Here is a 12063-nt window from a genome sequence, read left to right as displayed (position 1 = left end):
GTCCTCTGTGGTCGTAATACCGGCGGCCACCCACCGAATGGAGTACTGCTGAGCGCCGGTTGCGCCGGACGTGTCAGTCGACCGGCTGGTCGATCGGGGCGAACCGGTCAAGTGGCCAGACTAACTGAAAGGCTCGTCCGATGATCCGATCCTCGGCGATGAGCCCTCCCCCCGGCGCACCCAGCAACGAGCGTGAATCCATCGAGGCCGAGCGGTGATCGCCGAGGAGCCACACGCGCCCCTCGGGCACGACAGAGTCGAACCCCAGGTCGCTCGCGGCGTCCCCCGGATAGACGTACGGCTCATCCAAGGCGTTCCCGTTGAGCATCAGTCGTCCGTCCTTGGCGCAACAGGCGACGCGATCGCCGCCCACTCCGATCACCCTCTTGACGTAGACCGTGTCACTGCCCGTCAGCCCTAGCCACTGGCCGGCGCCGGCCAGCAGGCGCTCCGGCACACTTCGTCCATCACTGATCGGATCGAACGAACCGCGCCCGTCGAACACGACGACGTCCCCCCGCCGCACGCCGCCGGGTTCACCCTCGAATTTACTCACGAGCACCCTGTCACCTTCGGTGAGCAGGGGCTCCATGGACGTCGACGGTATGTAGTAGACGTCGACGAAAAAGCCTCGTACGAGTCCGGTGAGGAGGGCTGCGATCACGACGGCGGAGAACACGAAACGCCAGCCCGCAGAACGGGACCGGCGTTTCGTGTGCTCTCCGACCGGAAGCCGGGAAGCGGGGGTTTCGTGCACCAGAGGAGGTTACTTGACCGTCTTGGGGTCGCGCTTCTCCTTGATCTTCGCTGCCTTGCCGCGCAGTTCGCGCATGTAGTACAGCTTGGCGCGGCGCACATCGCCCTTGGAGACAACTTCGATCTTGTCGAGGACCGGGCTGTGGACCGGGAACGTACGCTCCACACCGACACCGAAGCTCACCTTGCGGACCGTGAAGGTCTCGCGGATGCCGTCGCCCTGGCGGCCGACGACGAAGCCCTTGAAGATCTGAACACGGGTGTTCTTGCCTTCGATGATGTTGACGTGGACGTTGACGGTATCGCCAGCGCGGAAGTCGGGGACGTTGTCGCGGAAGGATCCGGCGTCAACGGAATCGAGAATATGCATGATGCTGCTCCTGGTGAACGCCACAGGTCACTCACGTGGGTCACGACGGTCAAGGACGAGGCGCAGGGCCGCGGCAATGCCGTCGAAGTAGATTCCCGGCTGATCCGATGATTCGGAAGCCGGTGTGCTGAACTGTTGGCTGGACGCCCCCTGTGGCAGGGTCCGGCCCAGTGGACACAATCTACGATTATTCCACAGTGACCACGTCGATCGTTAATGCGATACGCGCCTGAGCACGCCGTCCACGATGTCGAACCCGGTCTCGCGCAACGCCTTGAGGTCGGCCTTCGTCAGCTCGCCGGTGTCGACGCTCGCGAGCAGGTCCGGTCGTCGCTCTGCGGTGCGGTGGAACTGCTCCAGCCGCCGCCACTGGGCAATCCTGGCGTGGTTGCCGCTCAGCAGGACCTCGGGGACGTCGCGACCCCGCCACGATGAGGGTTTCGTGTAGACCGGGTACTCGAGCAGACCGTCGGAATGGGATTCCTCGACGAGCGAAGCAGGATTGCCGACCACTCCCGGAATGAGCCTGCCCACCGCCTCGACCATTGCGAGGACGGCCACCTCTCCCCCATTCAGGACGTAATCCCCCAGGGAGACCGGGCGGACATCGAATGCGGTCCGCGCCCAATCGACTGCGCGTTCGTCGATACCCTCGTAGCGTCCGCAGGCGAAGACGAGGTGGTCCAGTTCGGCGAGCTCGTACGCCATCGCCTGGTTGAAGACCGCTCCTGCCGGCGACGGCACGATCAGGGTAGGAGGGCGTTCTGCCGCCGGAGCTTCCGCCAGCACCGCTTCGAGCGCTTGCGCCCACGGCTCCGCCTTCATGACCATTCCCGCGCCCCCGCCGTAGGGAGTGTCGTCCACCGTCCGATGCCGGTCCGTGGTGAAGGCACGCAGGTCGTGGACGCGTACGTCGAGGACGCCGTCCTGCCGCGCCTTGCCGATGAGCGACAGGTCGAGTGCGGCGAGGTACTCCGGGAAGATGGAGACGACGTCGATACGCACTAGAGGCGTGCCTCGCCCTCGGGTGCTGTCATGCCGTCGCCGTCATCGGGCGCCTGGTTCGAGCCGGGGGTGTTGAGATCGAACAGGCCCGAGGGCGGGACGACCACCACGAAGCCGTCGACGACATTCACCTCGGGCACGATAGCTCCCACGAACGGCACGAGGGCCTCGTGTCCATCGGCCAGTTCGACCACCAGCAGATCCTGCACGGCCATGGTCCGCAGTGCGGTGACCTTGCCGACCGCCTCGCCGTCGACTCGGACGTCGAGCCCCACGAGTTCGTGCTCGTACCAGGCGTCGTCCTCGTCGCTCGTCGTGTCGCTGTCGATGAAGAGCCGTGCACCGCGCAGTGTCTCGGCCTGGTTGCGGTCGGCCACCTGCTCGAAGCCGACGATCAGGATGTCCTTGTTCCATCGCGCCTTCGCGACGGTCAGGGCGGACACCGCGGCGTCCTCGACCCGGAACGTCTCGCCCGGTTCGAAGCGGTCCTCGGGTGCGTCGGTGAACAGCTGGACCGTCACCTCGCCCCGGATGCCGTGGGGCTTGCCGATCCTCGCAACGAGTACTTCCATGGTGGTGCTCCTGCTGCTTGTGCCTTCAGTGATCCGTGCGGTGATGCGTGCGTGCATACGTGCGGTGTCGGAGGTACCGACACGGGTGGAACATGAGATCGGCCCCACCGCCATGTCCTGGTGGTGGGGCCGATCGAATAATGGTGGCGTGAAGCTCCGGGCGGGGTCAGCCCCGGCGGCGGTCGGTGTCGACGACGTCGACCCGTACGGGCTCACCGTCCGCGAGGGCGGCGACGACGGTACGCAGGGCACGCGCCGTGCGGCCCTGGCGACCGATCACCCGGCCGAGGTCCTCCTGATGGACCCGGACCTCGAGCGTCTCACCGCGGCGGTTGTTCTTCACGGATACCCGGACGTCATCCGGGTTGTCCACGATGCCGCGGACGAGGTGCTCCAGAGCTTCGGCCAGCAAGTTACTCTGCCTCGGTGGCTTCCGCCGCGGCGTCGTCGCTCTTCTTCGCCTTGGGGGTGATGGCCTCGGGGACAATCACGGAGCCCTTCTCGGGTGCGACGAACGACTCCTTGGCTGCCTTGGTCCTCAGGGTGCCTTCCTGGCCCTTGAGTCCCTTGAACTTCTGCCAGTCACCGGTGATCTTCAGCAGTACGGAGACCTGCTCGGTCGGCTGTGCACCGACGCCGAGCCAGTACTGCGCACGCTCGGAGTTGATCTCGATGAACGAGGGCTCCTCGGTGGGGTTGTACTTACCGATCTCTTCGAGGGCACGGCCATCACGCTTGGAGCGTGCATCCATGACGACGACACGGTAGAAAGGTGCGCGGATCTTGCCCATGCGCTTGAGGCGAATCTTTACGGCCACTTGTGTGGTCACTCCTTGTAAATGAAAAGGGGCGAACCCGTCGTCCTGCTCCCGTGGGGCGGGCCATTCAGAGGGGTTCAAAGGACACAATTCACGCACAGAGAGAGGGGCTGCACGGATCGAGTACGAATCCATTGTGCCAGACCGCCGTACTTTAGGCGATTCCGCCGTCCTGCCCGTCTGCCGCGACTCTCAAACGGTTCCGCCAAGGGTCCTCGAAGCGCAGTTCGGCCCCGGTGTGGTGGCTTGTGATCCCGGCGTGGGAGAGCCTGTCGGCCAGCGCAGCCACCTCGTCGGCCGCGGGCACCCGGATGAGGACCTCGCCGAGCCCGAGGGTATCCTTGCGGGGCCCCGCTCCCCTGCTGTTCCAGACATTCATGGCCATGTGGTGGTGGTAGCCGCCCGCCGAGACGAAGAGCGCCTGGTCATGCCAGCCTGCCGTGCGTTCGAACCCGAGCACGTCGACGTAGAAGCGCTGGGCGAGGTCGACATCACCGACCTGCAGGTGGACGTGCCCGACCGACGCGCTGCGGGACACCGCGTGCGACGCGGCGTCCTCGGTGAGGTGCCTGTCGATGTAATCCCGGGGTGCGAGCGGAAGACTGTCCATCACGACCGTGCGGTTTCCGCGCTCGTCCTGCGACCAGTTCCATACGTTCCGCGGCCGATCGAAATACAGTTCTAAACCGTTGCCTTCGGGGTCGCTGAAGTAGAACGCCTCACTCACGAGGTGATCGGCACTTCCCACGAAGGTGCTGAGGGGGTGGCGGGCGGCGGAGGCGACGGCCGCGGCGAGACCTGCGCGATCCGGGAAGAGGAGAGCCGTGTGGAAGAGGCCGGCTTCGCCGCGCTGCGGCAGGTGCAGCTGCCGGGCCTCCTCCATACGGATGACGGCCGCGCCCTGGCGCCCGAGCACGACGACGTTCACGCCATCCTCGAGCACCTGCAGGTCGAGGGCCGTGGCGTAGTAGGTGGACATCAGGGCCAAATCGCCGACCCTGAGTGTCAGCGTTCCCATGGTGGTGTCGGTGGGCAGCAGATCCTGCGCGGACATGTCGGCTCCTGGGTAGGAAGAACAGCGGATACGCACACAACTGCTTGAACATTCAACTTATTCCTCGACCGCGCGCTCCCCGAGCGTTCCATGCAGGACGCCGGACGGGAGGTACGCCCGGGAGACGAGGTCCCCCGGGGATTGGGGCTGCAGGCGACGGCGGCCCGCGCCGGCTCCAGGCGCGGCCATGGCTCGTCAGGCTGCTGCTTGCTCGCTGGCAGAGCGCAGGAAGGCCCGGATGTGCGCGTCTCCTTGCACGGTGTCATGCGGACGGTGTCCCCCGGGAGCGACCCGGTGCACCGCGCCGGTACCTGCGAGGTACTCGGCGACCTCTTCGTAGAGCGGTTCCCAGCCACCCGTCAGGACGAGGGTCGGTACTCCGGGCACGATCGACAGGGGCGCCTCCCAGGGCGGGGCCTGCAGGCGCAACCTCGCAGCGTCGCGGCGGGCATCGGTGGTCGCCGGCGCGGGAGCGTCGGCGGCGAAGACCCGGCGCACGAAGGTCTGGAGGAACTCCTCGTCGGACATCAGTTCACGATCATCGAACAGCGGGGCCATCAGCGCGATGTGCGCAGCCGTCGCCGGGAGGCCGACCGTCAGGGAGAGGCACGCAGGTTCGATCAGCGTGAGCGTCCTCACCAGGTCCGGGCGTTCGACTGCGAGCATCATGGCAGGGACAGCGCCCTGCGAGTGGGCGACGACATCTCCGCCCGCTCCCAGGGCTTCCGCGATGATCGCCTGATCGCGAACGTGGTCGGTGGGGGAAGGTTCCTCCACAGCGGAGAAACCGTGGCGACGCAGGTAGAGGCAGTCGAACTCGAGGGACAGACCGTGCTGCCTCGGCCATGCGGCCGCGCCGAACTCGCCGCTGCCGTGGACGAAGACGACCCGCTCGGCGCTCAGCACCGAGCCGCTCCTCGAACGGGGGACGGGCATGACTCCCGTTACTTCCCGAGGAACTTCTCGAAGCCCTTGGGCAGGTTCATCGCGGCGGGATCGAAGTCCTGCTGGCCCCCGAACGCAGCTCCCGTCGGCGCCGCGGTTCGGGCGGCGGCGCGCCGCGCCTCGGCTTCCTGGGCCTCTAGGGCGGCCTTGGCAGGATTACCCGACCGCGGCTTCTTCTTGCCCTTGGCCGCCGCTGCAGCCTTGGCCTTCCGCGGACCGCCGAAACCGCCGGGCCCTGCCATGCCTGGCATACCCGGGATACCACCACCGGACGCCATCTTCCGCATCATCTTCTGCGCCTGCGTGAAGCGCTCCAGCAGGCCGTTCACCTCTGATACGTGCACGCCGGAACCGCGGGCGATCCTCGCGCGGCGCGATCCGTTGATGATCTTGGGTGCCAGGCGCTCGTGCGGGGTCATGGAGCGGACGATGGCTTCCACGCGGTCGATCTCACGCTCGTCGAAGTTCTCCAGCTGTTCCCGCATGTTCGCAGCACCCGGCATCATCATGAGCATCTTCTTCATGGAGCCCATGTTGCGGATCTGCTGCATCTGCGCGAGGAAATCGTCGAGTGTGAAATCCTCCTGGTCGGCGAACTTCTTCGCCATCCGGGCCGCTTCGTCCTTGTCCCAGGACTTCTCCGCCTGCTCGATCAGGGTCAGGATGTCGCCCATGTCGAGGATGCGCGATGCCATGCGGTCGGGGTGGAACAGCTCGAAATCGTTCAGCCCCTCGCCCGTGGAGGCGAACATGACCGGCTTGCCGGTCACGGATGCGACCGAGAGGGCGGCGCCGCCGCGGGCATCGCCGTCGAGCTTCGTCAGCACGACGCCGGTGAAATCGACGCCCTCGTTGAAGGCGAGCGCGGTGTTGACAGCGTCCTGGCCGATCATCGCGTCGATGACGAACAGCACCTCGTCAGGGCTGATGGCAGCGCGGATGTCGGCCGCCTGCTGCATGAGCTCGGCGTCCACGCCGAGACGGCCGGCGGTGTCGACGATCACGACGTCGTGCAGGCGGGCACGCGCCTCGGCGACGCCCTGGCGCGCGACGGCGACGGGATCACCGGTGGCGGACTCGAACTCCGAACTGACGCCCGGGTGTGGGGCATAGACGGGGACGCCGGCACGCTCGCCGTTGACCTGGAGCTGTCGGACAGCGTTCGGACGCTGGAGGTCGCACGCGACGAGGAGGGGGCTGTGGCCCTGGCCCTTGAGCCACTTGGACAGCTTGCCCGCGAGGGTCGTCTTTCCCGCGCCCTGCAAACCCGCCAGCATGATGACCGTGGGCGGATTCTTGGCGAGGCGGAGCCGTCGGGTCTCCCCGCCCAGGATCCCCACGAGCTCCTCGTTGACGATCTTGACGATCTGCTGCCCGGGGTTCAGTGCCTGCGAGACCTCCAGCCCGAGGGCGCGTTCCCTGACGGCGGCGGTGAACGCACGCACGACGGGCACGGCCACATCCGCGTCGAGCAGGGCCCGCCGGATCTCACGCACCGTCGCGTCGATGTCAGCCTCGGTGAGGCGGCCCTTCCCACGGAGGTTCTTGAAGGTCGCAGTCAGCCGGTCGGAGAGTGAATTGAACACGTGCCGTGAACTACTTTCATCGGGAGATAGGAAGACTCAACTCCCAAGGGTACCAACTGAGCAGCGCCGCGGGCTGTCCGGGTCCTGCCTCCGCTCGTCAGCGGGGCCGGTGGTCGCACCAGCCGACACACCAGCCGACACGCCAGCCGACGCATTGCCGGACGCGATGCTGGACAGCGGGACACACGCAGGGATAAGTGGCAAGGTGAAGAGGTGGATACTTCCTCTCTCGCAGAACACGACATGATTCCCGCCGAGGCCGATACCCGCGTGAAGACCCTGCTCATCCTGGGGGCATCCGGTGACCTCACCGGGCGGCTGCTGCTCCCCGGACTCGCGCGGCTCATCCGCCTCGGTCGCGCTGACGGCTTGAAGCTGGTGGGTGCAGGTTCGGACGACTGGACGGACGAACAATGGCGCCAGCGCGTCGACGGAGCGTTCTCCGCCGCCATGGAGAAAGCGGACGACGCCGGCCGCGCGTCCCTCCAGCAGGTTCGCGACAACAGTTCCTACCACCTGATAGACGTCACCCAGGACGGCCTCGCCGATCTGGTGAGGACGCTCGAGGGGCCGGTGGCCCTCTACTTCGCCCTCCCCCCGGCTGTCAGCCAGATGGCCTGCAGCGCCCTGGGCACCAACTCCCTGCCGAAGAGCACCCGCCTGGTGATGGAGAAACCCTTCGGCACCGATCAGGCCTCAGCCCACGACCTCAACGAGAAGCTCTCGAAACTGGTCCCGGAGCAGAACATCCACCGCGTCGACCACTTCCTCGGCAAGGCGACGGTCTTCAACATCCTGGGCCTCCGCTTCGCCAACCGCATCCTCGAGCCTGTCTGGAACAATCTGCACATCGAGAAGGTCGAGGTGATCTTCGACGAGGATCTCGCTCTCGAGAACCGCGCGCGCTACTACGACGGGGCCGGCGCACTGCGGGACATGATTCAGAGCCATCTCCTGCACGTCATGGCCCTCCTTGCGCTCAACGCGCCGTCGACCCTTCATGAACGGGACCTGCGGGATCACATCGGCTCGATCCTCAGGGCCAGTACGGTCGATCTCGACACGCCGGGAAGTAGCCGCCGTGCCCGCTACACGGCCGGCAGCATCGGTGACCGACAGATTCCCGACTACACCGCCGAACCGGGGGTCGATGCGGCGAGGGGCACGGAGACGCTGGCCGAGGTCACCGTCTCCATCAACAACGAGCGGTGGTCCGGCGTGCCGTTCGTCCTCCGCTCCGGCAAGGCGCTCGGCGCGAAGCGCAAGGAGGCTGTCATCACCTTCAAACCCGTCAGCCACCTGCCCGTCGGATTCACCGGTCAGGACGCCCCGACGAAGCTCCGCATCGGGTTCGGACCGGACACGCTGCAGCTCGAACTGGACGTCAACGGCCCGGGCGACATCTTCTCGCTGGACCGTGCGACCCTCAGCGCGGATCTGAACGAGACGGACCTCCTGCCCTACGGAGAAGTGCTCGACGGCGTCTTGGCCGGTGATCCGACACTCTCGGTCCGCGGCGACACTGCCGAGGACTGCTGGCGCATCGTGGAGCCCGTCCTCAAGGCGTGGTCGGAGAACAGGGTTCCGCTGGAGGAATACCCTGCAGGGTCCACGGGACCCGACTCCTGGCCTTCCTCGCACGGCCGCGCTCAGTACTGAGCGTTCGGCCGTTGCTCGAGCGGCCCTGCGCACGGCCTGCGGTCTTCGGAGGGCTCTCCCTCCGAGGACCGCAGACAGCGAGGAAGGGCCATCACATCCCGTGATGGCCCTTCCTGCTTCCGACCTGGTACCGCCCGTCGGCTGCTCCTACAGGGCGGCGTCCCCTCGCTCGCCCGTGCGGACCCGGACTGCTTCCTCGACCGGGATCACCCAGACCTTGCCGTCCCCTGCCCGGCCGGTATTGGCGGTGGAGACCAGGACATCGACGATGTCGGTGACCCAGGCGTCCGCTACGAGGACCTCGACACGCGCCTTCTGCAGGAGGTCCACGGTGTACTCGGCTCCGCGGTAGACCTCGGTGTGGCCGCGCTGACGGCCGTAGCCGCTCGCCTGGCTGACCGTGAGCCCCTGCACACCGTAGTTCTCAAGGGCACCCCGGACACCGTCGAGCTTGTCGGGACGAACGATTGCTGTCACGAGTTTCATGAATGGATGCCCTCCGTGAGGTTCTGCTGCGGAGCCTTATCCGCAGTCTGGGTGGTCTTCTCCGTGTCGTTCTCCTGCGTGCTGCTTCGCTGGTGGGAGAACATCTGCTCCGCGAAGGGGTGGAACGATCCGCCGACTCCCAGCCCGCCGAACTCGTACGCCGTCTCGGCGTGCTCCGACAGGTCGATGCCGGAGACCTCGTTGTCGGGAGTGACTCGGAAGCCCATGGTCTTGTGGATGGCGAGACCGATGATCGCGGTCATCACGGCGGACAGCGCGATCGCGATGACCGCCGCGACGATCTGGGCGACCAGCTGGCCGCCACCGCCACCGTAGAAGAGCCCGCCACCCTCACCGTCGACGGGCAGCATGATGAACCCGATGGACAGGGTACCGATGATGCCTGCAACGAGGTGCACGGCGACGACGTCGAGTGAGTCGTCGAACCCGAGGCGGTACTTGATTCCTACTGCCAGCGCGCACAGTGCTCCGGACACGATGCCGAGGCAGATCGCCCCGACGGGGCTGACGTTGGCACACGCGGGAGTGATGGCGACGAGGCCTGCGACGATGCCCGAGGCTGCGCCGAGGGATGTTGGACGGCCGTCACGGATGCGTTCCGTCATGAGCCAGCCGACCATCGCGGCGGCAGGAGCGGCCATGGTGTTGACCCAGATGAGGCCGGCTTCCTCGGCCGTTCCTGCTGCTCCTCCGTTGAATCCGAACCAGCCGAACCACAGGAGGGCTGCTCCGAGCATCACGAAGGGTATGTTGTGGGGCCGCTGGGCCGGGTCCTTGCCGAAGCCCTGGCGCTTGCCGAGGATCAGTGCGAGGACGAGCGCTGCGACGCCTGCGCTGATGTGGACCACCGTGCCGCCCGCGAAGTCGATCGCCTCTCCGACTGCTCCACCCACTGCGCCTTCGGCGCTGAGGAGTCCGCCGCCCCACACCATGTAGGCGAGAGGGCAGTACACGAGGGTGACCCAGATCGGCACGAAGACCGTCCAGGCCCCGAACTTCGCGCGGTCCGCGATCGCCCCACTGATGAGGGCCACGGTGATGATGGCGAAGGTCACTCCGTACCCGGCGCCGATGAGGTCCTCGGTGCCGACCAGGCCACTGAGGCCGAAGGAGGCGAACGGGTTGCCGAAGAGCTGTGCGACGCCGTCGCCGCCGGTCATCGAATAGCCCCACAGGACCCAGACGACACCGACGAGCCCGACGGCGATGAAGCTCATCATCATCATGTTCAGGGCGGCCTTGGCGCGAGTCATCCCGCCGTAGAAGAAGGCGAGGCCCGGGGTCATGAGAAGTACGAGGGCGGCTGAGATCATCACCCAGACGTGGCCTGCTGTCAGATCCATCAAACACGATCCTTCCAAAGGGGCGGGGACTTCCCGCTCCTCCAGAATGCGGCGGCCGTGTTTCCGTCCTTTGGGCGTTTCGTTGCACGGAGGTTACATCAGTCTCACCGAGGTAAAAGCCGCATGACGCCGATGTTTCCGGGAGGTTTCCCGACCCCACCGCCCTTGCCAGGAGACATTGGCGGGGCTAGCACGTGGGGGTTGCTAGTTGAGCAGGGCGTCCACGAAACTCTCCGCTTCGAAGGGAGCGAGATCGTCGGCACCCTCGCCCAGTCCGATCAGCTTGACGGGTACACCGAGGCTCCGCTGGATCGCGACCACGATGCCGCCCTTCGCCGTGCCATCCAGCTTGGTCAGCACGATGCCCGTGATGTTCACGACCTCGGCGAAGACCCGCGCCTGGTTGAGCCCGTTCTGGCCCGTCGTCGCATCCAGGACCAGCAGCACCTCGTCGACCGTGCCCTGCTTCTCGACGACACGCTTGACCTTGCCGAGCTCGTCCATCAGGCCGACCTTGTTCTGGAGCCGACCAGCCGTGTCGATGAGGACGACGTCCACTTCCTGCTCGATCCCCGCCTTGACCGCTTCGAAGGCCACCGACGCCGGATCCGCGCCGTCGACGTCGGACTTGACGGTGGGAACCCCGACGCGGGCGCCCCAGGTGGCCAGTTGTTCGGCCGCAGCCGCGCGGAACGTGTCCGCAGCACCGAGAAGGACGTCCTTGTCGTCGGCGACCAGCACTCGGGCCAACTTGCCGACGGTGGTGGTCTTCCCGACTCCGTTGACACCGACCACCATGACGATGGCCGGCCGGTCGGCGTGGCGCGCGGTCGCGAGGGTGCGGTCCATCGTGGGATCGACGAGCTTCACCAGCTCCTCGCGCAGCATGTCCTTCACCTCCGCCGGATTGCGGCTTCCTGCCACTTTCACGCGGTCGCGGAGGGCATCCACGAGTTCCATCGTGGGTTCGGTCCCGAGGTCCGCCATGAGCAGCGTCTCCTCCACCTCGTCCCACACGTCCTCGTCGATCTTGTCGCGGGACAGCAGGGCGAGCAGGCCCTTGCCCAGTGCGTTGTTCGAGCGGACCAGCCGGGCCCGTAACCTCGCGAGCCTGCCCTGGACCGGTTCGACGGTATCGAATCGCGGTGCGGGAGGAGCTTCATCGAGGCCGCTGAGATCGTCCGGTACCAGGACGTCGGTCGTCGTTCCGTCAGGGCGGTCCAGGACGTCGGTCGACGTGGCGCCGTGGGCGGCCCCGGTCACCTGGTCATCGGGATCCCTCGGTGAGGAGTAGAGGCCCGGAGGAGTACGCCTGCCGCGCAGGAGGAGTACGGCGAGCGACCCGACCACGGCGATCGCGAGGATGACGAAGATGACAGGCAGAAGGATGTCGTTCACTGATCCACCTTCTCACACGGGCCGATTGAGCATCCGGTTCAAGCAGTGAC

General features: G+C 66.5%; 14 protein-coding genes. 1 reads left to right on the top strand and 13 read right to left on the bottom strand.

Annotated features, from left to right (window positions below; all coding sequences use genetic code 11):
- Positions 1 to 73: 73 nt before the first annotated feature.
- The 10 genes from lepB to ffh form a co-directional block, all read right to left on the bottom strand.
- Positions 74 to 757, bottom strand: a complete 684-nt coding sequence (gene lepB, locus FDK12_RS03240) for a signal peptidase I (RefSeq protein ID WP_223263047.1) — start codon at positions 755 to 757, stop codon at positions 74 to 76.
- A gap of 9 nt (positions 758 to 766) precedes the next feature.
- Positions 767 to 1126 (bottom strand): 50S ribosomal protein L19, encoded by a 360-nt coding sequence (gene rplS / locus FDK12_RS03235; RefSeq protein WP_087075993.1) that lies wholly within the window; start codon positions 1124 to 1126, stop codon positions 767 to 769.
- 213 nt (positions 1127 to 1339) lie between these two features.
- A complete protein-coding gene (trmD, locus tag FDK12_RS03230; protein WP_137368157.1) occupies positions 1340 to 2131 on the bottom strand; it encodes a tRNA (guanosine(37)-N1)-methyltransferase TrmD in 792 nt (263 codons plus the stop codon).
- On the bottom strand, positions 2131 to 2703 hold the full coding sequence (gene rimM / locus FDK12_RS03225; protein WP_137368156.1) for a ribosome maturation factor RimM: 573 nt from the start codon (positions 2701 to 2703) through the stop codon (positions 2131 to 2133). Before rimM ends, trmD begins: the two co-directional genes overlap by 1 nt.
- A 166-nt stretch (positions 2704 to 2869) precedes the next feature.
- A complete protein-coding gene (locus FDK12_RS03220) occupies positions 2870 to 3115 on the bottom strand; it encodes an RNA-binding protein (RefSeq protein WP_137368155.1) in 246 nt (81 codons plus the stop codon).
- A 1-nt stretch (position 3116) separates the two neighbouring features.
- Complete coding sequence (gene rpsP / locus FDK12_RS03215) at positions 3117 to 3521, bottom strand: 30S ribosomal protein S16 (RefSeq protein ID WP_137368154.1); 405 nt, start codon at positions 3519 to 3521, stop codon at positions 3117 to 3119.
- Positions 3522 to 3675: 154 nt separating this feature from the next.
- Positions 3676 to 4575 (bottom strand): VOC family protein, encoded by a 900-nt coding sequence (locus FDK12_RS03210; RefSeq protein ID WP_137368153.1) that lies wholly within the window; start codon positions 4573 to 4575, stop codon positions 3676 to 3678.
- A gap of 57 nt (positions 4576 to 4632) precedes the next feature.
- Positions 4633 to 4764 (bottom strand): hypothetical protein, encoded by a 132-nt coding sequence (locus FDK12_RS15335; RefSeq protein WP_262983245.1) that lies wholly within the window; start codon positions 4762 to 4764, stop codon positions 4633 to 4635.
- Between the two features lie 6 nt (positions 4765 to 4770).
- The gene (locus tag FDK12_RS03205) at positions 4771 to 5478 is read right to left on the bottom strand and encodes an alpha/beta fold hydrolase (RefSeq protein ID WP_137368299.1); all 708 of its coding nucleotides are present in this window, start codon (positions 5476 to 5478) and stop codon (positions 4771 to 4773) included.
- Between the two features lie 41 nt (positions 5479 to 5519).
- A complete protein-coding gene (gene ffh, locus FDK12_RS03200; protein WP_104118494.1) occupies positions 5520 to 7106 on the bottom strand; it encodes a signal recognition particle protein in 1587 nt (528 codons plus the stop codon).
- A gap of 243 nt (positions 7107 to 7349) precedes the next feature.
- On the opposite strand from ffh, the gene FDK12_RS03195 reads away from it, so the two are divergent.
- A complete protein-coding gene (locus tag FDK12_RS03195) occupies positions 7350 to 8765 on the top strand; it encodes a glucose-6-phosphate dehydrogenase (protein WP_137368298.1) in 1416 nt (471 codons plus the stop codon).
- A gap of 147 nt (positions 8766 to 8912) precedes the next feature.
- Here the strand turns inward: FDK12_RS03195 and FDK12_RS03190 are convergent, their stop codons facing one another.
- The 3 genes from FDK12_RS03190 to ftsY all read right to left on the bottom strand — a co-directional run bounded on the left by FDK12_RS03190 (position 8913) and on the right by ftsY (position 12013).
- Entirely contained in the window at positions 8913 to 9251 is a 339-nt protein-coding gene (locus FDK12_RS03190) for a P-II family nitrogen regulator (RefSeq protein ID WP_055773303.1), read from the bottom strand.
- Positions 9248 to 10615, bottom strand: a complete 1368-nt coding sequence (locus tag FDK12_RS03185; protein ID WP_104118492.1) for an ammonium transporter — start codon at positions 10613 to 10615, stop codon at positions 9248 to 9250. Before FDK12_RS03185 ends, FDK12_RS03190 begins: the two co-directional genes overlap by 4 nt.
- A gap of 204 nt (positions 10616 to 10819) precedes the next feature.
- On the bottom strand, positions 10820 to 12013 hold the full coding sequence (ftsY, locus tag FDK12_RS03180) for a signal recognition particle-docking protein FtsY (protein ID WP_137368152.1): 1194 nt from the start codon (positions 12011 to 12013) through the stop codon (positions 10820 to 10822).
- Between the last annotated feature and the right edge of the window lie 50 nt (positions 12014 to 12063).

Origin of the sequence: Arthrobacter sp. NamB2 (assembly GCF_005281365.1) — a bacterium.
In the GTDB taxonomy this organism is placed as follows: Bacteria; Actinomycetota; Actinomycetes; order Actinomycetales; family Micrococcaceae; genus Arthrobacter_D.
This window is presented reverse-complemented; position numbering and strand designations above follow the sequence as displayed.

What these genes read in the sequence shown, in the direction of transcription:
- rplS (WP_087075993.1), bottom strand. Translation starts at nt 1,126, where the DNA reads ATGCATATTCTCGATTCCGTTGACGCCGGATCCTTCCGCGACAACGTC.
- rimM (WP_137368156.1), bottom strand. Translation starts at nt 2,703, where the DNA reads ATGGAAGTACTCGTTGCGAGGATCGGCAAGCCCCACGGCATCCGGGGC.
- FDK12_RS03210 (WP_137368153.1), bottom strand. Translation starts at nt 4,575, where the DNA reads ATGTCCGCGCAGGATCTGCTGCCCACCGACACCACCATGGGAACGCTG.
- FDK12_RS15335 (WP_262983245.1), bottom strand. Translation starts at nt 4,764, where the DNA reads ATGGCCGCGCCTGGAGCCGGCGCGGGCCGCCGTCGCCTGCAGCCCCAA.
- FDK12_RS03195 (WP_137368298.1), top strand. Translation starts at nt 7,350, where the DNA reads ATGATTCCCGCCGAGGCCGATACCCGCGTGAAGACCCTGCTCATCCTG.
- FDK12_RS03190 (WP_055773303.1), bottom strand. Translation starts at nt 9,251, where the DNA reads ATGAAACTCGTGACAGCAATCGTTCGTCCCGACAAGCTCGACGGTGTC.
- FDK12_RS03185 (WP_104118492.1), bottom strand. Translation starts at nt 10,615, where the DNA reads ATGGATCTGACAGCAGGCCACGTCTGGGTGATGATCTCAGCCGCCCTC.